General features: G+C 71.3%; 23 protein-coding genes and 1 pseudogene. 23 read left to right on the top strand and 1 reads right to left on the bottom strand.

Annotated features, from left to right (window positions below; genetic code table 11):
* Window positions 1-151: 151 nt before the first annotated feature.
* The 16 genes and pseudogenes from rpsP to ABT084_RS09260 all read left to right on the top strand — a co-directional run bounded on the left by rpsP (window position 152) and on the right by ABT084_RS09260 (window position 12,288).
* The gene (gene rpsP, locus ABT084_RS09335) at window positions 152-592 is read left to right on the top strand and encodes a 30S ribosomal protein S16 (RefSeq protein WP_330332868.1); all 441 of its coding nucleotides are present in this window, start codon (window positions 152-154) and stop codon (window positions 590-592) included.
* A 2-nt stretch (window positions 593-594) separates the two neighbouring features.
* On the top strand, window positions 595-834 hold the full coding sequence (locus ABT084_RS09330; RefSeq protein ID WP_030011889.1) for an RNA-binding protein: 240 nt from the start codon (window positions 595-597) through the stop codon (window positions 832-834).
* A gap of 96 nt (window positions 835-930) precedes the next feature.
* Window positions 931-1,512, top strand: a complete 582-nt coding sequence (gene rimM / locus ABT084_RS09325) for a ribosome maturation factor RimM (RefSeq protein ID WP_351039989.1) — start codon at window positions 931-933, stop codon at window positions 1,510-1,512.
* Window positions 1,512-2,333 (top strand): tRNA (guanosine(37)-N1)-methyltransferase TrmD, encoded by an 822-nt coding sequence (gene trmD, locus ABT084_RS09320; protein ID WP_351039986.1) that lies wholly within the window; start codon window positions 1,512-1,514, stop codon window positions 2,331-2,333. The genes rimM and trmD overlap by 1 nt, the downstream gene beginning before the upstream one ends.
* A gap of 141 nt (window positions 2,334-2,474) precedes the next feature.
* Window positions 2,475-2,825 (top strand): 50S ribosomal protein L19, encoded by a 351-nt coding sequence (gene rplS, locus ABT084_RS09315; RefSeq protein WP_351039983.1) that lies wholly within the window; start codon window positions 2,475-2,477, stop codon window positions 2,823-2,825.
* 46 nt (window positions 2,826-2,871) lie between these two features.
* A complete protein-coding gene (gene lepB, locus ABT084_RS09310; protein ID WP_351039981.1) occupies window positions 2,872-3,636 on the top strand; it encodes a signal peptidase I in 765 nt (254 codons plus the stop codon).
* Window positions 3,629-4,710 (top strand): annotated as a pseudogene (gene lepB / locus ABT084_RS09305) (signal peptidase I). The gene lepB (ABT084_RS09310) and the pseudogene lepB (ABT084_RS09305) overlap by 8 nt, the downstream one beginning before the upstream one ends.
* Window positions 4,679-5,551: a signal peptidase I gene (gene lepB, locus ABT084_RS09300; protein ID WP_351039978.1), complete on the top strand. Its 873-nt coding sequence runs from the start codon at window positions 4,679-4,681 to the stop codon at window positions 5,549-5,551. Before lepB (ABT084_RS09305) ends, lepB (ABT084_RS09300) begins: the two are co-directional and overlap by 32 nt.
* A gap of 45 nt (window positions 5,552-5,596) precedes the next feature.
* Complete coding sequence (gene lepB, locus ABT084_RS09295; RefSeq protein WP_351039975.1) at window positions 5,597-6,376, top strand: signal peptidase I; 780 nt, start codon at window positions 5,597-5,599, stop codon at window positions 6,374-6,376.
* Complete coding sequence (locus ABT084_RS09290) at window positions 6,357-6,854, top strand: NUDIX hydrolase (RefSeq protein WP_502968875.1); 498 nt, start codon at window positions 6,357-6,359, stop codon at window positions 6,852-6,854. Before lepB (ABT084_RS09295) ends, ABT084_RS09290 begins: the two co-directional genes overlap by 20 nt.
* Before the next feature lie 55 nt (window positions 6,855-6,909).
* Window positions 6,910-7,218, top strand: coding sequence for a DUF2469 domain-containing protein (locus tag ABT084_RS09285; protein ID WP_005311352.1), 309 nt, complete (start codon window positions 6,910-6,912; stop codon window positions 7,216-7,218).
* Window positions 7,219-7,409: 191 nt separating this feature from the next.
* Window positions 7,410-7,808 (top strand): YraN family protein, encoded by a 399-nt coding sequence (locus ABT084_RS09280; protein ID WP_351040111.1) that lies wholly within the window; start codon window positions 7,410-7,412, stop codon window positions 7,806-7,808.
* Entirely contained in the window at window positions 7,808-9,433 is a 1,626-nt protein-coding gene (locus ABT084_RS09275) for a YifB family Mg chelatase-like AAA ATPase (RefSeq protein ID WP_351039969.1), read from the top strand. The genes ABT084_RS09280 and ABT084_RS09275 overlap by 1 nt, the downstream gene beginning before the upstream one ends.
* The gene (gene dprA, locus ABT084_RS09270) at window positions 9,430-10,635 is read left to right on the top strand and encodes a DNA-processing protein DprA (RefSeq protein ID WP_351039966.1); all 1,206 of its coding nucleotides are present in this window, start codon (window positions 9,430-9,432) and stop codon (window positions 10,633-10,635) included. Before ABT084_RS09275 ends, dprA begins: the two co-directional genes overlap by 4 nt.
* Window positions 10,636-10,844: 209 nt before the next feature.
* Window positions 10,845-11,678: an RNA polymerase sigma factor WhiG gene (gene whiG / locus ABT084_RS09265; protein ID WP_351039963.1), complete on the top strand. Its 834-nt coding sequence runs from the start codon at window positions 10,845-10,847 to the stop codon at window positions 11,676-11,678.
* A 52-nt stretch (window positions 11,679-11,730) separates the two neighbouring features.
* On the top strand, window positions 11,731-12,288 hold the full coding sequence (locus tag ABT084_RS09260; RefSeq protein ID WP_351040108.1) for a TetR/AcrR family transcriptional regulator: 558 nt from the start codon (window positions 11,731-11,733) through the stop codon (window positions 12,286-12,288).
* 10 nt (window positions 12,289-12,298) lie between these two features.
* On the opposite strand, the gene ABT084_RS09255 is transcribed toward ABT084_RS09260, so the two are convergent.
* Window positions 12,299-12,844 (bottom strand): M23 family metallopeptidase, encoded by a 546-nt coding sequence (locus tag ABT084_RS09255; protein ID WP_351039960.1) that lies wholly within the window; start codon window positions 12,842-12,844, stop codon window positions 12,299-12,301.
* Window positions 12,845-13,094: 250 nt separating this feature from the next.
* Between ABT084_RS09255 and rpsB the strand changes: the two genes are divergently transcribed.
* From rpsB to ABT084_RS09220, 7 genes are all read left to right on the top strand, one after another.
* Window positions 13,095-14,003, top strand: a complete 909-nt coding sequence (rpsB, locus tag ABT084_RS09250; protein WP_351039957.1) for a 30S ribosomal protein S2 — start codon at window positions 13,095-13,097, stop codon at window positions 14,001-14,003.
* 162 nt (window positions 14,004-14,165) lie between these two features.
* Window positions 14,166-15,002 (top strand): translation elongation factor Ts, encoded by an 837-nt coding sequence (gene tsf, locus ABT084_RS09245; RefSeq protein ID WP_351039954.1) that lies wholly within the window; start codon window positions 14,166-14,168, stop codon window positions 15,000-15,002.
* 162 nt (window positions 15,003-15,164) lie between these two features.
* Window positions 15,165-15,947 carry a UMP kinase gene (gene pyrH / locus ABT084_RS09240; RefSeq protein WP_351039951.1) on the top strand — a complete coding sequence of 261 codons (783 nt, stop codon included), beginning with the start codon at window positions 15,165-15,167 and terminating at the stop codon, window positions 15,945-15,947.
* 68 nt (window positions 15,948-16,015) lie between these two features.
* Window positions 16,016-16,573 carry a ribosome recycling factor gene (gene frr, locus ABT084_RS09235; protein WP_351040105.1) on the top strand — a complete coding sequence of 186 codons (558 nt, stop codon included), beginning with the start codon at window positions 16,016-16,018 and terminating at the stop codon, window positions 16,571-16,573.
* Window positions 16,573-17,640, top strand: coding sequence for a phosphatidate cytidylyltransferase (locus tag ABT084_RS09230; protein WP_351039948.1), 1,068 nt, complete (start codon window positions 16,573-16,575; stop codon window positions 17,638-17,640). The genes frr and ABT084_RS09230 overlap by 1 nt, the downstream gene beginning before the upstream one ends.
* Before the next feature lie 130 nt (window positions 17,641-17,770).
* Entirely contained in the window at window positions 17,771-18,883 is a 1,113-nt protein-coding gene (rlmN, locus tag ABT084_RS09225) for a dual-specificity RNA methyltransferase RlmN (protein WP_351039945.1), read from the top strand.
* Between the two features lie 266 nt (window positions 18,884-19,149).
* Window positions 19,150-20,238: a thiamine ABC transporter substrate-binding protein gene (locus ABT084_RS09220; RefSeq protein WP_351039942.1), complete on the top strand. Its 1,089-nt coding sequence runs from the start codon at window positions 19,150-19,152 to the stop codon at window positions 20,236-20,238.
* Window positions 20,239-20,269: the final 31 nt, after the last annotated feature.

Below are 20,269 nucleotides of genomic sequence, written 5' to 3'. Positions count from 1 at the left end.
GCAGGCATGTGGCACAATGGCTAGCTGTACTCGACAGTCGAACAGGACCCCTCTCTCCTACGGCTGACGCGTCCATCGGGCACCCGAGTACCGCAACCCCACGTGGCATCTCATGTGCCCAACCACGTCAAGTTCAGGAGACACCACTCCAGTGGCAGTCAAGATCAAGCTCAAGCGCCTCGGCAAGATTCGCCAGCCGCACTACCGCATCGTTGTCGCCGACTCGCGCACCCGCCGCGATGGTCGTGCGATCGAGGAAATCGGTCTGTACCACCCCACGTACAACCCCTCGCGCATCGAGGTCGACGCGGAGCGTGCGCAGTACTGGCTCTCCGTCGGCGCCCAGCCGACCGAGGCCGTCCTCGCCATCCTGAAGCTCACCGGTGACTGGCAGGCGCACAAGGGCCTCCCGGCCCCCGCGCCGCTGCTGCAGCCGGAGACCAAGGAAAGCAAGCGTCGCACCTTCGACGAGTTCGCCAAGGCCCTCGAGGGCATCGGCGAGACCAAGGGCGAGGCCATCACGCAGAAGGCCAAGAAGGCCGACAAGAAGGCGGACGAGGCTGAGGCCGCCGCCGAGTCGACCGAGGCCTGATCATGCTCGAGGAGGCTCTTGAGCACCTCGTGAAGGGCATTGTGGACAACCCCGACGAAGTGCAGGTCGCCTCGCGCAACCTGCGTCGTGGGCAGGTGCTCGAGGTCCGGGTCCACCCGGATGACCTCGGAAAGGTGATCGGCCGCAACGGTCGCACCGCACGTGCCCTGCGTACCGTCGTGGGCGCCATCGGGGGTCGTGGAATCCGCGTCGACCTCGTTGACGTGGACCAGGTCCGCTGAGACCGCGTCCACCGCAGGAATGAAACACCGGCACGGGCCGGGGAGGGCATCTGTGCCCTTCCCGGCCCGTCGTCGTCTGAACAGGAGAAAGCAAGCGTGCAGCTCGTAGTCGCGCGGATCGGCCGCGCCCATGGGATCAAGGGTGAGGTCACCGTCGAGGTCCGCACCGACGAGCCGGAGCTGCGGCTCGGCCCCGGCGCCGTCCTCCAGACCGAACCGGCCTCGGCCGGTCCGCTGACCGTCGAGACCGGCCGGGTCCACAGCGGTCGGCTCCTGCTCCGCTTCGCCGGCGTCAAGGACCGCACCGGTGCCGAGGCGCTCCGCAACACCCTGCTGATCGCCGAAGTGGACCCCGCCGAGGTCCCGGAGGACCCGGAGGAGTTCTACGACCACCAGCTGATGGACCTGGACGTGGTCCTGGCCGACGGCACCGTGGTCGGCCGGATCACCGAGATCTCCCACCTGCCCTCGCAGGACCTGTTCATCGTCGAGCGGCCGGACGGCACCGAGGTGATGATCCCCTTCGTCGAGGAGATCGTCCTGGAGATCGACCTGTCGGAGCAGCGCGCGGTCATCGACCCGCCGCCGGGGCTGATCGACGACCGGGCCGTCATCGCGTCCGAGCGCGACGCCGAGGGCGATGCCGAGCGCGACACCGACGCCGAGGGCGATGCCTGATGCGGCTGGACGTCGTCACGATCTTCCCGGAGTATCTCGACCCCCTCGACGTCTCGCTCGTCGGCAAGGCCCGCGCCCGCGGCCAGCTCGACGTGCACATCCATGACCTGCGGGAATGGACGTACGACCGGCACAACACGGTCGACGACACGCCCTACGGCGGCGGCCCCGGCATGGTCATGAAGACCGACCCGTGGGGCGAGGCGCTGGACAGCGCCCTCGCCGACGGCTACGAATCCGGCGCCCACGGCCCGGTCATGGTCGTCCCCACCCCGAGCGGGCGCCCGTTCACCCAGGAACTCGCCGTCGAGCTGGCCGAGCGGCCCTGGCTGATCTTCACGCCCGCCCGGTACGAGGGCATCGACCGCCGGGTCATGGACGAGTACGCGACGCGCATGCCGGTCTACGAGGTCTCCATCGGGGACTACGTGCTGGCGGGCGGCGAGGCGGCCGTCCTGGTCATCACCGAGGCCGTGGCCCGGCTGCTCCCGGGGGTCCTCGGCAACGCCGAATCGCACCGGGACGACTCCTTCGCCCCCGGTGACATGGCGAACCTGCTGGAGGGGCCGGTCTACACGAAGCCCCCGGAGTGGCGCGGCCGCGGCATCCCCGAGGTGCTGCTCAGCGGGCACCACGGGAAGATCGCCCGCTGGCGCCGGGACGAGGCCTTCCGCCGTACGACGCTCAACAGGCCCGACCTGATCGAGCGTTGCGAGGCGTCCGGCTTCGACAAGAAGGACCGCGAGATCCTCTCCGTCCTGGGCTGGACCCCGACGGCCGACGGCCGATTTTGGCGCAGGCCCCCCGCCGTGGAAGAATAGGCGGCTGCTGTACTGCTGTACGCCCACGCGCGCCCCTGCCACAGGGGGACCGTCGCCCGTCGGGCGGGACAGCACCCGAATTCTCTCCGGAAAACCCGCTCGGCGGCCTGTGGCGTCGTGCGAAGAAAGCAGACGAAGAACATGTCTCACGTGCTCGACGCCGTCACCGCCGGCACCCTGCGTACGGACCTCCCGGCCTTCCGCCCGGGTGACACCGTCAACGTCCACGTCCGCGTGATCGAGGGCAACCGCTCCCGTATCCAGCAGTTCAAGGGCGTCGTCATCCGTCGCCAGGGCTCTGGCGTCAGCGAGACCTTCACGGTCCGCAAGGTCTCCTTCAGCGTCGGCGTGGAGCGTACCTTCCCGGTGCACTCCCCGATCTTCGAGAAGATCGAGCTCGTCACCCGCGGTGACGTGCGTCGCGCCAAGCTGTACTTCCTCCGTGAGCTCCGCGGCAAGGCCGCGAAGATCAAGGAGAAGCGCGACCGCTGAGGTCCCCTCCGGTGTCCGGAGGCGGCCGGATAGGCTCGCCCCCGATATGGACACCGAGGCATCTCACACGCAACGCGGCCACTCTTCCCCCGTCGAGGGGGAGGGGCGGTCGCGTTCCGCGTTTTCCGGGGCGGCGGCGCTGTTCGCGCGCCCCGGCTGGTTCACCTGGCGCCGCGCCGGTCTGCTCGGGATCGTCTGCACCGTCTTCCTGCTGCTGCTCAGTAATTTCGTGGTGCAGCCGTTCCTGATCCCGAGCCGCTCGATGGAACCGACGCTGGCGACCGGGGACCGGGTGCTGGTCAACAAGCTGGCGTACGGGTCCGGCGGCGGGCCGAAGCGCGGGGACGTGGTGGTCTTCGACGGCACCGGGTCCTTCGTACCGGAGCACGCCGGTGACGGCGGCAATCCGGTCGGCGAGGCCCTGCACGGCGCCGCGTCGGCCCTCGGGCTCGCCGAACCCTCCGACACGGACTTCGTGAAGCGGGTCATCGGCGTCGGCGGCGACGACGTGGTGTGCTGCGACGCGGGCGGGCGGCTGAAGGTCAACGGGGTCCCGCTCGACGAGCCGTACCTGTATCCCGGGGACGCGGCCTCGAAGGTGCCCTTCCGGATCGTCGTACCGCTTGGCACCCTGTGGGTGATGGGCGATCACCGCTCCCAGTCCCGGGACTCCCGGGACCACCTCGGGGAGCCGGGCGGCGGGATGGTGCCGGTGGACAAGGTGATCGGACGGGCCGACTGGATCGGCTGGCCGGCGTCCCGCTGGGGGGCGCCGGGAGCCGCGGGAGGTTCCGGTGGCGGACATGGGTAGCCGGGGGCGGGAGCGCGGCGGGGAGCCGGAGCCCGTCCGTACGGCCGGGCAGGCGCGGACACAGGCGCAGGCGCGGGCCTGGGCAGCGGATCGGCAGCCGGCGGATCCGCAGGTCGCGGATCCCCAGGCCGCGGATCCGGCGGTGGCCGTGCTCGGCGGCCGCGCCGAGCGGCGCAGGCTGGCCCGCAAGGTCCGACGGCGCAGACGCACCCGGCGGGCCGGTGAGCTGCCGCTGCTGGTCGTGGTGGCGCTGTGCATCGCCCTGATCCTCAAGACCTTCCTCGTCCAGGCCTTCTACATCCCGTCGGGCTCGATGGAGCAGACGATCCGGATCGGCGACCGGGTCCTCGTGGACAAGCTGACGCCCTGGTTCGGCTCCAAGGTCGAGCGCGGTGACGTCGTGGTCTTCAAGGACCCCGGCGGCTGGCTGCGCGGCGAGTCCTCCCGGCCCGCGCCCGACCCGGTGGTCGTCAAGCAGATCAAGCAGGGGCTGACCTTCATCGGCCTGCTGCCCTCGGCCAGCGAGCAGGACCTCATCAAGCGGGTCATCGGGGTCGGCGGGGACACCGTCAAGTGCTGCGACACCCGGGGCCGGGTCACCGTCAACGGAGCGCCGCTCGATGAGCCGTACGTGTCTCCCGGCAATGCCCCTTCCGAGATCATGTTCGAGGTGAAGGTGCCCGCCGGGCGACTGTTCGTCCTGGGTGATCACCGGGCCAACTCGGCAGACTCCCGCTACCACCTCGACGAGGCCTTTCACGGCACGATCGCCGAGAGCGGAGTCGTGGGGCGGGCCGTCGTGATCGCCTGGCCCTACGGCCACTGGGGGGAGTTCGATCAGCCCGCCACGTTCCTCTCCGTCCCGGACCAGGCGCGCCGGGGCCGTCGCGGGCGCCGCGGGCGTCGGCGGGGGTCCGCGTTCGCATAGTGTGTCCTAGGTCTCCCACGCCTTACTTGGGGAACTCCCGCTCGTTAAGGGAGGGGAGGGCCCCGCCGGTTCGGCGCGGGCGGCACATCGGAGTGAGGAGTGGATGTGGGGGACGTGGCGGTAGGCGCGCGATCCGGACGCGATGAACCCGAGGATGAGCGGCCGGAGGCGGCAGTCGAGGGCGAGGCCCACGACGAAGACGGCGCCCCGCCCGCGCACCGCTCCTTCTGGAAGGAGCTGCCCCTCCTCATCGGCATCGCGCTGGTGCTGGCCCTGCTGATCAAGACCTTCCTGGTCCAGGCCTTCTCGATCCCGTCCGAGTCCATGCAGAACACGCTGCAGAAGGGCGACCGGGTCCTCGTCGACAAGCTGACCCCGTGGTTCGGCTCGGAGCCCGAGCGCGGTGAGGTCGTGGTCTTCCACGACCCGGCGGACTGGCTGGCGGGCGAGCCGACCCCGGACCCGAACGTCGCGCAGAAGGTGCTCAGCTTCATCGGTCTGATGCCCTCGGCCGAGGAGAAGGACCTGATCAAGCGGACCATCGCGGTCGGCGGCGACACGGTGGAGTGCAAGAAGGGCGGACCGGTCGTCGTCAACGGCAAGCAGCTCGACGAGCCGTACATCTTCCCGGGCAACACCCCGTGCGACGACAAGCCGTTCGGCCCGCTGACGGTGCCCAAGGGCAAGATCTGGGTGATGGGCGATCACCGCCAGAACTCGCAGGACTCGCGCTGGCACCAGGAGGACTCCACCGGCGGTTTCGTCCCGGTCGACAAGGTCGTCGGGCGCGCCGTGGTCGTCGCCTGGCCGGTGACCCGCTGGGCCACCCTGCCGGTGCCGGACACCTTCGACCAGCCGGGCATCGACAAGAAGCCCGCGGCGACCGCGCTCGGCGCGGCTGCTCCGGCCGGACTGGGCCTCGCGACGGCGCTGCCGATCGTGCTGTGGCGCAGGCGGAAGCTGACCAACGGGCCTACCGCCGGGTAGGGTGCCGCCCAGGTCGACGATCTCCGAGGTGCTGGGGGCGCTGTAATGGGCGGTTCACAAGGTTCGATACGTGGCAGGGACGGCCGCGGCGGCCTCGGCAATGTCTTGTCGGGGATCGCCGTGGCCATTGGTTTTGCCCTCTTCCTCGGCGGTTTCGTGTGGGGCGCGCTGGTGTACCAGCCGTACACCGTGCCGACCGAGTCGATGGTCCCGACGGTGCAGGCCGGGGACCGGGTGCTGGCGCAGCGGATCGACGGCTCCCAGGTGCGCCACGGGGACGTGGTGATCTTCACTGATTCCGTCTGGAGCGACTCGCCGATGGTCAAGCGCGTCGTCGGGCTCGGCGGCGACACGGTGCGCTGCTGTGACGCGGCGGGCCGGCTGACCCTGAACGGCAAGCCGCTGGTCGAGTCCTACATCGCGGACCCGGAGTCCACGCTGACCGGCACCGGTTCGGGCAAGGCCTCGGACGTCACCTTCGAGGTGACCGTGCCGCAGGGCAAGCTCTTCCTGCTCGGCGACCGGCGCTCGATCTCCCTGGACTCCCGGGCGCACCTGCAGGAGGCCGGGCAGGGCATGGTCCCGCTGACCTCCGTGAGCGCGCGGGTGGACGCGCGGGCCTGGCCGGACCCCGCGATGCTGGCGCGGCCGACGACGTACGCCGCGCTGCCGGGCGGCACCTCCAGCCCGGGCCCGCTGCGGCTCCAGGTGACCGCCGTGGTGGCCGGAGCGGCGCTGGTGGTCCTCGGGGCCGCCTACGGGCCCCTGGCGCGGGTCCTCGGGCGCACGGGGCGGCGGCGGGAGCGTGCCGGTGCCCGGGGCTGAGGTCCGCAAGGTGTCCCGGGTGATCCTGCTGGACCCGGCGGACCGGATCCTGCTGCTGCACGGCTTCGAGCCGCGGGACCCGGCCGACAGCTGGTGGTTCACCCCCGGCGGCGGGCTGGAGGACGGCGAGAGCCGTGAGCGGGCCGCGCTGCGGGAGCTGGCGGAGGAGACCGGGATCACAGAGGTGGAGCTGGGCCCGGTGCTCTGGCAGCGCCGGTGCGCGTTCCCCTTCGACGGGCGCCGCTGGGAACAGGACGAGTGGTACTTCCTGGCCCGTACCGACCGCACGGAGGTGGCCTCGGACGGCTTCACCGAGCTGGAGCGGCGCAGCGTCAGCGGAGCCAGGTGGTGGACCTCCGAGGAACTTCTCGCGGCCCGTGAGACGGTGTACCCGACCAGACTCGGCGAGCTGCTGCGCACGCTGCTCGCCGAGGGTCCGCCGGATGCGCCGGTGATCCTGGCCCCGGAAATCGTTTAGGGGCGGACGGGCCTGGCGCACAATAGGGGGACGCACGGCTGAAGGGGAACATGCCATGAGCGCCGAGGACCTCGAGAAGTACGAGACCGAGATGGAGCTGAAGCTCTATCGGGAGTACCGCGACGTCGTCGGGCTGTTCAAGTACGTGATCGAGACCGAACGTCGTTTCTATCTGACCAACGACTATGAGATGCAGGTGCATTCGGTCCAGGGCGAGGTCTTCTTCGAGGTCTCGATGGCGGACGCCTGGGTCTGGGACATGTACAGGCCCGCGCGGTTCGTCAAGCAGGTCAGGGTGTTGACGTTCAAGGACGTGAACATCGAGGAGCTGAACAAGAGCGACCTGGAGCTTCCGGGCAGCTGACGCACCCGAAAGGGTGAGCGAGTTGTCCACAACGCCCTGGTTGTCCACCAAGATCCACAGGGTGGGCGGGGCCGCGGGATCGTCGGTACCGGAGGTGGTGCCGGATGGACGCGAAGGGCGTGGCACAGAGGGAGGCGTCGGTACGGGCGGCGTCCGCGGTACGGGCGTCGTCGGGGCCGGGGTCGGGGCCTTTGGGGCGGCCGACCCCGGGGCGGGCGGCGGCCCGGCAGGCGCTCGGGCGGTACGGCGAGGAGCTGGCCGCCCGGCGGCTGACCGGGGCCGGGATGACCGTGATCGCCCGGAACTGGCGCTGCCGGGGCGGTGAGATCGACATCGTCGCCCGCGAGGGGGACACCCTGGTGGTGTGCGAGGTCAAGACCCGGCGCGCCGGGCCCCGCGGCCGGCCGATGTTCGAGCACCCGATGGCCGCGGTCCGCCCCGGCAAGGCCGACCGTCTGCGGCTGCTCGCCGGGCGCTGGCTCGCCGATCACGGCGGACCACCCCCGGGCGGGGTCCGCATCGACCTGGTCGGGGTGGTGCTGCCCCGGCGTGGGGCGCCCCTGGTGGAACACGTCAGGGGGGCGGCCTGATGGGCTTCGCGCGCACCTGCTCGGTGGCGCTCGTGGGTGTCGAGGGCGTGGTGGTCGAGGTCCAGGCCGACCTGGAGCCGGGGGTGGCCGCCTTCACCCTGGTCGGGCTGCCCGACAAGACGCTCGTGGAGAGCCGGGACCGGGTCAGGGCCGCCGTGGTGAACTCCGGGGCCGAGTGGCCCCAGAAGAAACTCACGGTCGGGCTCAGCCCGGCCTCCGTGCCGAAGTCCGGCTCGGGGTTCGACCTCGCGGTGGCCGCGGCCGTCCTGGGCGCGGCGGAGCGCGTGGACCCGGCGGTGATCGCGGACCTGCTGCTCATCGGGGAGCTCGGGCTCGACGGGCGGGTCCGGCCGGTGCGCGGGATCCTGCCCGCCGTGCTCGCCGCCGCCGAGGCGGGCTACCGGCAGGTGGTGGTGCCGCAGCAGTGCGCGGCCGAGGCCGCGCTGGTGCCCGAGGTGTCGGTGCTGGGGGTGCGGAGCCTGCGCCAGCTGATCGCCGTCCTGACCGACGGGGAGGTGCCGGACGAGGGGCCCCCGGACGCCTTCGGGCGGCCCGATCCGATGACGGCCGGGCTGGTGGTCCCGGGAGCCGGTCTCGGAGCGGGGCTGGCGAGCACGGGGTACGGAGCGTGCGCCCCGCCCGACCTCGCGGACGTGGCGGGGCAGCGCGGGGCCCGGCGCGCGCTGGAGGTGGCCGCCGCGGGCGGGCACCACCTGTTCCTGACCGGCCCCCCGGGCGCGGGCAAGACCATGCTGGCCGAGCGACTTCCCGGGATCATGCCGCCCCTCACCCGGCAGGACTCCCTGGAGGTCACCGCCGTGCATTCGGTGGCGGGCATCCTGCCGCCCGGCGAACCCCTGGTCACCGCCGCGCCGTACTGCGCCCCGCACCACTCCGCGACCATGCAGTCGCTGGTCGGCGGCGGCAATGGACTGCCCCGGCCCGGAGCCGTGTCGCTGGCCCACCGCGGGGTGCTGTTCCTGGACGAGGCCCCCGAGTTCAGCGGGCGGGTGCTCGACGCGCTGCGCCAGCCGCTGGAGTCCGGTCAGGTGGTCATCGCGCGGGCCGCGGGGGTGATGCGGCTGCCGGCCCGGTTCCTGATGGTCCTCGCCGCCAACCCCTGCCCGTGCGGTCGGCACACCCTGCAGGGCGCGGGCTGCGAATGCTCGGCCGCGGTGGTCCGGCGCTACCAGGGGCGGCTGTCCGGGCCGCTGCTGGACCGGGTGGACCTGCGGGTCGAGGTGGAGCCCGTCACCCACTCCGACCTCGTGGGGGAGGGCGGCCGGGGCGAGAGCAGCGGGGCCGTCGCGCAGCGCGTCGCCGGGGCCAGGGCGCGGGCGGCGGACCGGCTCGCCGACACCCCCTGGCGGATCAACGCCGAGGTGCCGGGACACGAGCTGCGCACCCGCTGGCTGCCCGCGCCGGGCGCCCTGGCGCAGGCAGAGCGCGACCTGGAGCGGGGCCTGCTCACCGCGCGCGGTCTCGACCGGGTGCTGCGGGTCGCCTGGACCGTGTCCGACCTGGCCGCCAAGGACCGGCCCGACGCGCGGGACGTGGCGGTGGCCCTGGAACTGCGCACCGGCATCTCCCGCGGTGTTCCCCTCGCGCGGGGTTACGCGTCATGACCGCGGCAGGAGCCGCCCCGTGGAGCGGAGCGGGCGGCCCGGAGGAGGAGCGGCGGGCGCGGGCCGCGCTCACCGGTGTGCTGGAGCCCGGCGACGAGCGGGCGGGGCGGCTGGTGCGGGAGTGGGGCGCGGTCGGGCTGATACGGGAGCTGACCGCGCCCGGCCGGGGGCCGCAGGCCCCGGCCGCGGCGGACCGGCGCCGGCTCGACGGGTACCGCGGGCGCGCGGCGACCGCGGACCCCGACCGGTACCTGGCCACCGCGGCGGCGGTCGGCGGCCGGTTCGTCTGTCCGGGCTCGCCGCAGTGGCCGACGCAGCTCGACGACCTGGGGGACGCCCGCCCCGTCGGCCTGTGGCTGCGGGGCCTGCCCGACCTGCGGACCTGGGCCCTGCGTTCGGTCGCGGTGGTCGGGGCCCGCGCCTGTACGCCGTACGGGGCGCACATGGCGCAGAGCCTGGCCGCCGGGCTCGCCGAGCGCGGCTGGGTGGTGGTGTCCGGTGCGGCGTACGGGATCGACGGCGCGGCCCACCGCGGGGCGCTCGCCGCGGGCGGGGCCACGGCGGCCGTGCTGGCCTGCGGGGTGGATGTCGCCTACCCCCGCGGACACGCCGGGCTGCTCGGCCGGATCGCCCAACAAGGGCTGGTGATCGGTGAACTGCCACCGGGCAGCCATCCCACGGCCGGCCGCTTCGTCCTGCGCAACCGTGTCATCGCGGCCCTGACCCGCGGGACCGTGGTCGTCGAGGCCGCCCATCGCAGCGGGTCCCTGGTCACCGCCCGGCGGGCGCAAGGACTCGGCCGCTTCACCATGGGCGTCCCCGGGCCCGCCACCAGCGGGCTCTCGGCCGGGGTGCACGAACTGCTGCGCGGCGAAGGGGTGCTGGTCACGGACGCCGAGGAGGTGATCGAGCTGGTCGGAGGAATGGGGGAGCTGGCTCCCGCGCGGCGCGGCCCGGTGCTCGCCCGGGACCTCCTGCACCCGGACACCGCCCGAGTCTTGGACGCCGTACCGGCCGTGGGGAGCGCCCGGGCGGCTGACCTCGCACATGCCGCGGGCACGGGCACCGATGAAGTCATCGGCAGACTGTACGAACTTCACTCTCTGGGGTTCGTCGAACGGCAGGGCGACGGCTGGCAGTTGACCAGGCGGACACCTGGAGGAGCCACTCGAACCGGTGGCACCCGGCGAGGCGGTCATTGACCTGGGGCGTTCCGGTGAAAGAGTGAAGCCGATGAGAGACGCGGTCTTCCCGGTGGCAGCCGCCGGGACCGTGCGCGAGGCGCCGGTCCCGGACCTCCCGCGCGAAGCGGGCGGCCTCGGCGCCCCCGCGCGATCCCGTACTCTTCGCGCACCGCGACACTCTCGTCACGCTACGCTCCCCACGAATCCGGCTCCGGCAAAGGCGAAGCATGCCCCAGCACACCTCAGGGTCTGACCGCGCTGCGGTGCCCCCCGCTGCCCGGGGCAGCGCGCGGACCACCGCGCCCTCCTCCCTGGACGTGCTCTGGCGCTCGTACAAGGAGTCGGGGGACGAGCGCCTGCGGGAGCAGCTGATCCTGCACTACTCGCCCCTCGTCAAGTACGTGGCCGGCCGGGTCAGCGTGGGCCTGCCGCCCAACGTCGAGCAGGCCGATTTCGTCTCCTCCGGGGTCTTCGGACTGATCGACGCCATCGAGAAGTTCGACATCGAGCGCTCCATCAAGTTCGAGACGTACGCGATCACCCGGATCCGGGGCGCGATGATCGACGAACTGCGGGCCCTGGACTGGATCCCGCGCTCGGTCCGGCAGAAGGCGCGGGCCGTCGAGCGCGCCTACGCCACGCTCGAGGCCCAGCTGCGCCGCACACCGACGGAGATCGAGGTCGCCGACGAGATGGGGGTGGCGCTGGAGGAACTCCACGCGGTCTTCAGCCAGTTGTCGCTGGCCAACGTGGTCGCGCTGGAGGAGCTGCTGCATGTCGGCGGGGAGGGCGACCGGCTCTCGCTGATGGACACGCTGGAGGACACCGCCGCCGACAACCCCGTGGCGGTGGCCGAGGACCGCGAGCTGCGCAGGCTGCTCGCGCGGGCCATCAACACGCTGCCCGACCGGGAGAAGACGGTGGTGACCCTCTACTACTACGAGGGCCTCACCCTGGCCGAGATCGGTCACGTCCTCGGGGTCACGGAGAGCAGGGTCAGCCAGATCCACACCAAGTCGGTCCTGCAGCTGCGGGCCAAGCTGGCGGATGTGGGGCGCTGAGCCCCCGGCACCTCCGTAGAGTGGTCGCGTGCCCAGGATTCGAGCGGCCTCAGTGGCCGAGCACCGGACGATGCAGCGAGGCGCCCTGCTGGACGCCGCGCGTTCCCTGCTGTCCGAGGGCGGGACGGAAGCGCTGACCTTCCCCGCCCTCGCCGAGCGGACGGGTCTGGCCCGGTCCTCCGTCTACGAGTACTTCCGCTCCCGCGCGGCGGTGGTCGAAGAGCTGTGCGCGGTGGACTTCCCCGTCTGGGCCGCCGAGATCGAGGCCGCGATGGAGCGGGCCGCGACGCCGGAGGCCAAGATCGAGGCGTACGTCCGCAGCCAGCTGGGTCTGGTGGGCGACCAGCGGCACCGGGCCGTGGTCGCGATCTCCGCCAGCGAGCTGGACGCGGGCGCGCGGGAGAAGATCCGCGCCGCGCACGGGGGACTGATCGCGATGATCGTCGAGGCCCTGGCGGCCCTGGGCCAGGAGCACCCGCGGCTGGCCGCGATGCTGCTGCAAGGAGTCGTGGACGCCGCGGTGCGCCGGATCGAGCTGGGCGCGGGCGAGCATCCGGCCGAGGTGACCGAGACGGCCGTCGCCATGGCCCTGCGGGGCGTCCGGGGCTGAGGCCCCACCGTCAGGGAGCCCGCGGCAGCAGCCGCGGAGCCGGGCGCGGGACCAGGGTCAGTGGGTTGAGGTAGGTCTCTCCCGCCAGCAGCCCCCAGTGCAGACACGGGGTCGCGCAGTGGCCGCCCGCCTCGAGGACCGCCACCGGGCGGCCGGTGGTCACCTCCTCGCCTTCGGCGACGAGCGGGCGCACCGGCTCGTACGTGGTGCGCAGGCCGCCCGGGAGGGTGAGCGAGAGCACCCCGCGCCCCGCCACCCGTCCGGCGTAGTGGACCCGGCCCGCACCCACCGCCCGGATCTCCGTGCCCACCGGCGCGGCCAGGTCCACACCCCGGTGGCCCGCGGCGTACGGCGTGGGCGGCGGATCCCACCACCGCACCACCCGCAGCGGCGCGGGCAGCGGCCGCCCGCCGCCCCCGGTGGGCCCGGCCCCGGCGGCACCCACCCCGGACATCACGGACAGGGGCCGGGCTGACGGCGCGGGCGCGGGCGCCGGAGCGAGCGCCGCCACCGGCGCCGTCAGCAGGGCCATGAGCAGCAGGGTCACGGTCTTCATGCCCCCACGGTCGCGCCCCGGGGCCGCCCGTGCGCCGGCCTGTGGACGACCGGGCCGTTGTGGAAATCGGCGTCACCCGGCACACCGCCGGGTCCCGTACACTTCTTGTGGCGATCCGGGTCACCGGGTCGACTTCGCACGCCCCAGCACCGGCCTCTCTGGCCGGGTGGCAGCGCCTCTCGGTCCCCTCTTCAGGGGGCAGGGCGCGATGGGACGTCAGGAACCAAACCGAGAAAACAAGGAGATGGCCATGGCCGTCGTCACGATGCGGGAGCTGCTGGAAAGCGGCGTCCACTTCGGTCACCAGACCCGTCGTTGGAACCCGAAGATGAAGCGCTTCATCTTCACGGAGCGCAACGGCATCTACATCATCGACCTGCTGCAGTCGCTGTCGTACATCGACCGCGCCTACGAGTTCGTGAAGGAGACCGTCGCCCACGGCGGTTCCATCATGTTCGTCGGTACCAAGAAGCAGGCCCAGGAGGCCATCGCCGAGCAGGCGACGCGCGTTGGTATGCCGTACGTCAACCAGCGGTGGCTGGGTGGCATGCTCACCAACTTCTCCACCGTCTACAAGCGCCTTCAGCGTCTGAAGGAGCTTGAGGCGATCGACTTCGAGGACGTCGCGGCCTCGGGTCTCACCAAGAAGGAGCTCCTCGTGCTCTCGCGCGAGAAGGCCAAGCTGGAGAAGACCCTCGGCGGTATCCGCGAGATGTCGAAGGTTCCCAGCGCCGTCTGGATCGTCGACACCAAGAAGGAGCACATCGCCGTCGGTGAGGCGCGCAAGCTCCACATCCCGGTCGTCGCGATCCTCGACACCAACTGCGACCCCGACGAGGTCGACTACAAGATCCCGGGCAACGACGACGCGATCCGCTCCGTCACCCTGCTCACCCGCGTGATCGCCGACGCCGTCGCCGAGGGCCTCATCGCCCGTTCCGGTGCCGCCACTGGCGACTCGAAGCCGGGCGAGAAGGCCGCCGCCGAGCCGCTCGCCGAGTGGGAGCGCGACCTGCTCGAGGGCGACAAGAAGGCTGACGACGCCGCCGAGGCTCCGGCCGAGGCCGCTGCCGAGGCCGTCGAGGCCCCGGCCGCCGAGGCCGAGGTTGCCGCCGAGACCGTCGTCGAGGCCCCGGCCGCCGACGCCGAGCAGGCCTGACCCACTGAGAGCGCCCGGCGTTCACCCGCCGGGCACTCCCAGCACGGACGATGACGGCGGGGGAGCCGCGCCACGAGCGCGTCTCCTCCGCCATCCCCCAGCTACCGCTGGGAGGGGCCCCCAGCCCGCAGATCTACGACTTCGAGAGAGAATCACAGACTCATGGCGAACTACACCGCCGCTGACGTCAAGAAGCTCCGCGAGCTGACCGGCGTCGGCATGATGGACTGCAAGAACGCTCTGGTCGAGTCCGACGGCGACGTCGACAAGGCCATCGAGGCGCTCCGCATCAAGGGTCAGAAGGGCGTCGCGAAGCGCGAAGGCCGTTCTGCCGAGAACGGCGCCGTCGCCTCGCTCATCGCCGACGACAACACCTCCGGTGTCATCGTCGAGCTGAAGTGCGAGACGGACTTCGTCGCCAAGGGCGACAAGTTCCAGGCCGTCACCAACCAGCTGGCCGCCCACATCGCCGCGTCCACCCCGGCCGACCTCGAGGCGCTGCTCGCGTCCGAGATCGAGCCCGGCAAGACGGTCCAGGCGTTCGTGGACGAGGCCAACGCCAACCTCGGCGAGAAGATCGTCCTGGACCGCTTCGCGCAGTTCACCGGCGGTTACGTCTCGGCGTACATGCACCGCACGATGCCCGACCTGCCGTTCCAGATCGGCGTCCTGGTCGAGCTCGACAAGGAGAACGCCGAGGTCGCCCGCGGCGTCGCGCAGCACATCGCCGCGTTCTCCCCGAAGTGGCTCTCCGAGGACGAGATCCCGGCCGAGATCCTCGAGTCCGAGCGTCGCGTCGCCGAAGAGGTCACCCGCGCGGAGGGCAAGCCCGAGGCGGCTCTGCCGAAGATCGTCGAGGGTCGTGTCAAGGGCTTCGTCCGCGACAACACCCTGCTCGGCCAGGCCTACGCCCTGGACGCCAAGAAGTCCGTCCAGAAGGTCCTGGACGAGGCCGGTGTCACCCTGGTGCGCTTCGCGCGCATCAAGGTCGGCATCTGAGTCCGTCCGTACGCGACGGACACCGGACCCCGGTAGGGTCTGAAGCAGTCGCCTGCGTTCGCGCCGGACGACCGCAGATCTGACGAGGAGGCCATTGCCGTAGAGGGAACCGCGAGGACCCACCGGCAATGGCCTCCTTCGTATGTGCACGAGGAGATCTCCATGAATCAGGGCGTGGACCCCCACACCACCGCTTCCGACGACAAGAGCGACCACGAGAAGAAGGGTCGCCGCTTCATGCTCAAGCTGTCCGGCGAAGCCTTCTCGGGTGGCGGCGGGCTGGGTGTCGACCCCGACGTCGTGCACGCCATCGCCCGCGAGATCGCGGCCGTGGTCCGCGACGGCGCCGAGATCGCGATCGTGATCGGCGGCGGCAACTTCTTCCGCGGCGCCGAGCTCCAGCAGCGCGGCATGGACCGGGCGCGGTCCGACTACATGGGCATGCTGGGCACGGTCATGAACTGCCTCGCCCTCCAGGACTTCCTGGAGAAGGAGGGCATCGACTCCCGTGTCCAGACCGCCATCACGATGGGCCAGGTCGCGGAGCCGTACATCCCGCTGCGCGCCGTGCGCCACCTGGAGAAGGGGCGCGTCGTGATCTTCGGCGCGGGCATGGGCATGCCGTACTTCTCCACCGACACCACCGCCGCCCAGCGCGCCCTGGAGATCGACGCCGAGGCCCTGCTGATGGGCAAGAACGGCGTGGACGGGGTCTACGACTCCGACCCGAAGAAGAACCCGGACGCGGTGAAGTTCGACGCGCTGGAGTACAGCGAGGTGCTGTCCCGCGACCTCAAGGTCGCCGACGCGACCGCCATCACGCTGTGCCGCGACAACAAGCTGCCGATCCTGGTCTTCGAACTGCTCGCCGAGGGCAATATCGCCCGCGCCGTCAAGGGTGAGAAGATCGGCACGCTCGTCAGCGACCAGGGCACCCGGGCCTGACACGGGCGCCCGGGGCCGGCCGGCCCCGCCAGCCTGAACCATCCATTCAAGACATGCAGGAGCACGTGGTGATCGAAGAAACCCTCCTCGAGGCCGAGGAGAAGATGGAGAAGGCCGTCGTCGTCGCCAAGGAAGACTTCGCGGCGATCCGCACCGGCCGCGCGCACCCGGCGATGTTCAACAAGATCGTGGCCGAGTACTACGGCGCGGTCACGCCGATCAACCAGCTCGCCTCCTTCGCGGTGCCCGAGCCGCGCATGGCCATCGTGACGCCGTTCGACGCGTCGGCCCTGCGCAACATCGAGCAGGCCATCCGCGACTCCGACCTCGGCGTCAACCCGAGCAACGACGGCCGCATCATCCGGGTCACCTTCCCCGAGCTGACGGGGGAGCGCCGCAAGGAGTACATCAAGGTCGCCAAGACCAAGGCCGAGGACTCCAAGATCTCCATCCGTTCCATCCGCCGCAAGGCGAAGGACACCCTCGACAAGATGGTGAAGGACAAGGAGGCCGGCGAGGACGAGGTGCGCCGCGCCGAGAAGGAGCTCGACGACGCCACCGCGAAGTACGTCGCGCAGGTGGACGAGCTGCTGAAGCACAAGGAAGCCGAGCTGCTCGAAGTCTGATGAACGACTCTCCCTGGCGGGCGGAGCCGGTTCCGGCGGGTCCCGCATACGATGCGCGGGTGGGCCCGCACACTCGGCCCATGCCCATCGTGCCCGATGCCGCCGGCCGTGACTTCGACGACCGGGAAGCACGCGATCCGGGGGCCGCCGATGCGGGCGGCCCCCTGTTCCGCGCCGAGACGCCGCCGCAGGAGCCCATGTCCACCCCACCTTCGCAGGCCCCGCAGGACGCCTCGCAGCCCCCGCAGAAGAAGCGGGCCGGCCGTGACCTGCGCGCCGCCATAGGGGTCGGCATCGGCCTCGGCGCGGTGATCTTCGCCTCGCTGTTCATCGTCAAGGCCGTCTTCGTCGGCGTCGTCGTCGTCGCGGTCGTCGTGGGGCTGTGGGAGCTGACCTCCCGCCTGCAGGAGCAGAAGGGCATCAAGGCCCCGCTGGTACCGCTCGCGGTCGGCGGCGCGGCCATGGTCATCGCGGGATACGTCCGCGGGGCCGAGGGCGCCTGGGTGGCGATGGCCCTCACCGCGCTCGCCGTGCTCGTGTGGCGGATGACGGAACCGCCGGAGGACTACCTCAAGGACGTCACGGCGGGTGTCTTCGCCGCGTTCTACGTGCCCTTCCTGGCCACCTTCGTCGCGATGCTCCTCACCGCCGACGACGGACCGCAGCGTGTGGTGACCTTCCTGCTGCTGACCGTGGTCAGCGACACGGGCGCGTACGCGGTCGGCTGGCGCTTCGGCAAGCACAAGCTGGCCCCGCGCATCAGCCCCGGAAAGACCCGCGAGGGGCTCTTCGGCGCGGTGGCCTTCGCGATGGCGGCCGGCGCCCTGTGCATGGAGTTCCTGATCGACGACGGCGCCTGGTGGCAGGGCCTGCTGCTGGGCCTGACGGTCGCGGTCAGCGCCACGTTGGGCGACCTCGGCGAGTCGATGATCAAGCGGGACCTGGGCATCAAGGACATGGGCACGCTCCTTCCGGGGCACGGCGGGATCATGGACCGCCTGGACTCGCTGCTGCCGACCGCACCCGTGGTGTGGCTGCTGCTGGCGGCGTTCGTCGGTACCGCCTGACCCGTCGCGGGGACCGGGGAACGGACCGGGGAAATCCGCCCGAGAGGGGCGGATGCGCCCGGGCGGTTACCCTAGAAAGGCGCGCTGCTTCTTGCGGTGCGCCTTTCGTCTTTACCGAGGAGTACCTGCCATGGCCCGCCCCGTTCCGGGAGAGCTCACTTTCGTCGCCCCTCGTGGAGCCAAGAAGCCCCCGCGGCACCTGGCCGACATGACCCCCGAGGAGCGGCGCGAGGCGGTCGCCGCGATCGGTGAGAAGCCCTTCCGGGCCAAGCAGCTCTCGCAGCACTACTTCGCCCGGTACAACCACGACCCGGCGCAGTGGACCGACATCCCCGCGGCCTCCCGCGAGAAGCTCCGCGACGAGCTGCTCCCGGACCTGATGTCGGTGATCCGGCACATCTCCTGCGACGACGACACCACGCGCAAGACGCTGTGGAAGCTGCATGACGGCACGCTCGTCGAGTCCGTCCTGATGCGCTACCCCGAGCGGGTCACCATGTGCATCTCCTCGCAGGCCGGCTGCGGCATGAACTGCCCGTTCTGCGCCACCGGCCAGGCGGGCCTGGACCGCAACCTCTCCACCGCGGAGATCGTGCACCAGATCGTCGACGGCATGCGCGCCCTGCGCGACGGCGAGGTGCCCGGCGGTCCGGCGCGCCTGTCGAACATCGTCTTCATGGGCATGGGCGAGCCGCTGGCCAACTACAACCGCGTCGTCGGCGCGATCCGCCGGCTGACCGACCCCGAGCCCGACGGCCTGGGCCTGTCGCAGCGCGGGATCACCGTCTCCACCGTCGGCCTGGTCCCGGCCATGCTCCGGTTCGCCGACGAGGGCTTCAAGTGCCGCCTCGCCGTCTCACTGCACGCGCCGGACGACGAGCTGCGCGACACCCTGGTGCCGGTGAACACCCGCTGGAACGTCCGCGAGGTGCTGGACGCGGCCTGGGAGTACGCCGACAAGTCCGGCCGCCGGATCTCCATCGAGTACGCGCTGATCCGTGACATCAACGACCAGGCCTGGCGCGGTGACCGGCTGGGCCGCCTGCTCAAGGGCAAGCGCGTCCACGTCAACCTGATCCCCCTGAACCCGACCCCGGGCTCCAAGTGGACCGCCTCGCGCCCCGAGGACGAGCGTGCCTTCGTCCAGGCCATCGCGAACCACGGCGTACCGGTGACCGTGCGCGACACCCGCGGCCAGGAGATCGACGGCGCCTGCGGCCAGCTCGCCGCATCGGAGCGCTAGCTTCCGGGTTTCCTCCGGTGGTTCCGGCCGCGGGGTACCCTGTGGCCGGAACCAACTGCATATTCCGACAGGGGAGCGCCACAGCGCTGAGAGTGCGGTAACCGTCACCGCAGACCCTCTGAACCTCGCCCGGGTCATTCCGGGTAGGAAGTTCGGTCATCACTCAAGCTGTTGCGCCCTGCCCGGCGACCGCTCTCGCGTCCATGTGACGCGAGGCGCCGGGCAGGGCCGCGTCTTCTCCTGGTCATCCCAGGAGGAAGCATTCAATGAGCACCACCAAGAAGATCGCGGGCAGCGCGCTCGCCGTCGCGCTCGGCGTCAGTACGCTCGCCGCGTGCGGCGACGGCGGCAGCGGCACCGCCACCGGCGAGGCCAAGCCGAAGACGATCACCCTCGTCAGCCACGACTCCTTCAACGTGACCCCGGCGGTCCTGAAGGACTTCGAGCAGCAGAGCGGCTACACCGTCAAGGTGCTCAAGAGCGGCGACGCGGGCGCCGCCCTCAACCAGGAGATCCTGACGAAGGGCTCGCCGCGCGGCGACGTCTTCTTCGGCGTCGACAACACGCTGCTCTCCCGCGCGCTCGACAACGGCATCTTCACCCCGTACGAGGCCAAGGGCCTGGCCGGGGTCGGCGCCGAGTACCAGCTCGACAAGGAGCACCGGGTCACCCCGGTCGACTCCGGTGACATCTGCGTCAACTACGACAAGGCCTACTTCGCCGAGAAGAAGATCGCCCCGCCGCAGACGCTGGACGACCTCATCAAGCCGGAGTACAAGGACCTGCTGGTCACCGAGAACGCCGCGACGTCCTCGCCCGGTCTCGGCTTCCTCCTCGCCTCCGTCGGCAAGTACGGCGACGGCGGCTGGAAGGACTACTGGACCAAGCTCAAGGCCAACGGCGTCGAGGTCGTCGACGGCTGGGAGCAGGCCTACAACGAGCGGTTCTCCGGCTCCGCGGGCGGCAAGAAGGCCAAGGGCGACCGCCCGCTCGTCGTCTCCTACGCCTCCAGCCCGCCGGTCGAGGTGCTGTACGGCGAGCCGCAGCCGGCCGAGGCGCCCACGGGTGTCGCCACCGGCACCTGCTTCCGCCAGGTCGAATTCGCGGGCCTGCTCAAGGGCGCGAAGAACGAGGAGGGCGGCAAGGCCCTGCTCGACTTCCTGGTGAGCAAGAAGTTCCAGGAGGACATGCCCCTCCAGATGTTCGTGAACCCGGTGGTCAAGGACGCGAAGCTGCCCGAGATCTTCACGAAGCACGGTGTGGTGATCGAGAAGCCGGAGACGGTCGCTCCCGACGCCATCGCGAAGAACCGTGAGCAGTGGGTCAAGGCATGGTCCTCGCTCGTCGTGAAGTAAGCGCCGAGGCGGGGTCCGGCGCGGCGTCGGG

Origin of the sequence: Streptomyces sp. NPDC002138, assembly GCF_040296485.1 — a bacterium.
GTDB lineage: Bacteria > Actinomycetota > Actinomycetes > Streptomycetales > Streptomycetaceae > Streptomyces.
Note: the sequence above shows the minus strand (reverse complement) of the source record. Positions and strands in the feature narration are given on the sequence as shown.

What these genes read in the sequence shown, in the direction of transcription:
- ABT084_RS09330 (WP_030011889.1), top strand. Translation starts at nt 595, where the DNA reads ATGCTCGAGGAGGCTCTTGAGCACCTCGTGAAGGGCATTGTGGACAAC.
- ABT084_RS09230 (WP_351039948.1), top strand. Translation starts at nt 16,573, where the DNA reads ATGAACGACTCTCCCTGGCGGGCGGAGCCGGTTCCGGCGGGTCCCGCA.
- rlmN (WP_351039945.1), top strand. Translation starts at nt 17,771, where the DNA reads ATGGCCCGCCCCGTTCCGGGAGAGCTCACTTTCGTCGCCCCTCGTGGA.
- rpsB (WP_351039957.1), top strand. Translation starts at nt 13,095, where the DNA reads ATGGCCGTCGTCACGATGCGGGAGCTGCTGGAAAGCGGCGTCCACTTC.
- tsf (WP_351039954.1), top strand. Translation starts at nt 14,166, where the DNA reads ATGGCGAACTACACCGCCGCTGACGTCAAGAAGCTCCGCGAGCTGACC.
- whiG (WP_351039963.1), top strand. Translation starts at nt 10,845, where the DNA reads ATGCCCCAGCACACCTCAGGGTCTGACCGCGCTGCGGTGCCCCCCGCT.
- lepB (WP_351039975.1), top strand. Translation starts at nt 5,597, where the DNA reads ATGGGCGGTTCACAAGGTTCGATACGTGGCAGGGACGGCCGCGGCGGC.
- ABT084_RS09220 (WP_351039942.1), top strand. Translation starts at nt 19,150, where the DNA reads ATGAGCACCACCAAGAAGATCGCGGGCAGCGCGCTCGCCGTCGCGCTC.
- ABT084_RS09275 (WP_351039969.1), top strand. Translation starts at nt 7,808, where the DNA reads ATGGGCTTCGCGCGCACCTGCTCGGTGGCGCTCGTGGGTGTCGAGGGC.
- ABT084_RS09255 (WP_351039960.1), bottom strand. Translation starts at nt 12,844, where the DNA reads ATGAAGACCGTGACCCTGCTGCTCATGGCCCTGCTGACGGCGCCGGTG.
- rplS (WP_351039983.1), top strand. Translation starts at nt 2,475, where the DNA reads ATGTCTCACGTGCTCGACGCCGTCACCGCCGGCACCCTGCGTACGGAC.
- trmD (WP_351039986.1), top strand. Translation starts at nt 1,512, where the DNA reads ATGCGGCTGGACGTCGTCACGATCTTCCCGGAGTATCTCGACCCCCTC.
- ABT084_RS09285 (WP_005311352.1), top strand. Translation starts at nt 6,910, where the DNA reads ATGAGCGCCGAGGACCTCGAGAAGTACGAGACCGAGATGGAGCTGAAG.
- lepB (WP_351039981.1), top strand. Translation starts at nt 2,872, where the DNA reads ATGGACACCGAGGCATCTCACACGCAACGCGGCCACTCTTCCCCCGTC.
- dprA (WP_351039966.1), top strand. Translation starts at nt 9,430, where the DNA reads ATGACCGCGGCAGGAGCCGCCCCGTGGAGCGGAGCGGGCGGCCCGGAG.
- pyrH (WP_351039951.1), top strand. Translation starts at nt 15,165, where the DNA reads ATGAATCAGGGCGTGGACCCCCACACCACCGCTTCCGACGACAAGAGC.